Consider the following 1,076-nt stretch of genomic DNA (forward strand, 5'->3'; position numbering starts at 1 on the left):
CGCGCCAGATGGTGTCGGTGGCGACGGCGATGATCCCGTTCCTCGAGCATGACGACGCCAACCGCGCGCTCATGGGTTCGAACATGCAGCGTCAGTCGGTGCCGTTGCTCAAGAGCGAGGCGCCGCTGGTCGGCACGGGCATGGAGTACCGTGCCGCGACCGACGCCGGTGATGTGATCACCGCGGAGAAGGCGGGTGTGGTCGAGGAGGTGTCGGCCGACTACGTCACGGTGATGAACGACGACGGCACGCGCACCACCTACCGGGTGGCGAAGTTCAAGCGCTCCAACCAGGGCACCTGCTTCAACCAGAAGCCCATCGTCCGCGAGGGCGACCGGGTCGAGGTCAACCAGGTCGTCGCCGACGGTCCCTGCACCGACAACGGCGAGATGGCCCTGGGCAAGAACCTGCTGGTCGCGTTCATGCCCTGGGAAGGCCACAACTACGAAGACGCGATCATCCTGTCCCAGCGCCTGGTCCAGGACGACGTGCTGTCCTCGATCCACATCGAGGAACACGAGGTCGACGCCCGCGACACCAAGCTCGGCCCCGAAGAGATCACCCGGGACATCCCCAACGTCTCCGAGGAGGTCCTGGCCGACCTCGACGAGCGCGGCATCATCCGCATCGGCGCCGAGGTCGTGCCCGGTGACATCCTGGTCGGCAAGGTCACGCCCAAGGGCGAGACCGAGCTGACCCCCGAGGAGCGGCTGCTGCGCGCGATCTTCGGTGAGAAGGCCCGCGAGGTCCGTGACACCTCGCTGAAGGTGCCGCACGGCGAGATGGGCAAGGTCATCGGTGTCCGGGTGTTCAGCCGCGAGGAGGGCGACGAGCTTCCCCCCGGTGTGAACGAGCTGGTCCGGGTGTACGTGGCCCAGAAGCGCAAGATCACCGACGGTGACAAGCTCGCCGGACGCCACGGCAACAAGGGCGTCATCTCCAAGATCCTCCCCGTCGAGGACATGCCGTTCCTGGAGGACGGCACCCCGGTCGACATCATCCTCAACCCGCTGGGCGTGCCCGGCCGGATGAACGTCGGCCAGGTACTGGAGACCCACCTCGGCTGGATCGCCGCC

General features: G+C 67.1%; 1 pseudogene. It reads left to right on the forward strand.

What is annotated here, in order from left to right:
- Positions 1–1,076, forward strand: a pseudogene (locus tag AB0B89_RS36575) (DNA-directed RNA polymerase subunit beta); the annotation flags it as partial.

It is taken from the genome of Sphaerisporangium sp. NPDC049002 (assembly GCF_040649355.1).
Taxonomy (GTDB): Bacteria; Actinomycetota; Actinomycetes; order Streptosporangiales; family Streptosporangiaceae; genus Sphaerisporangium.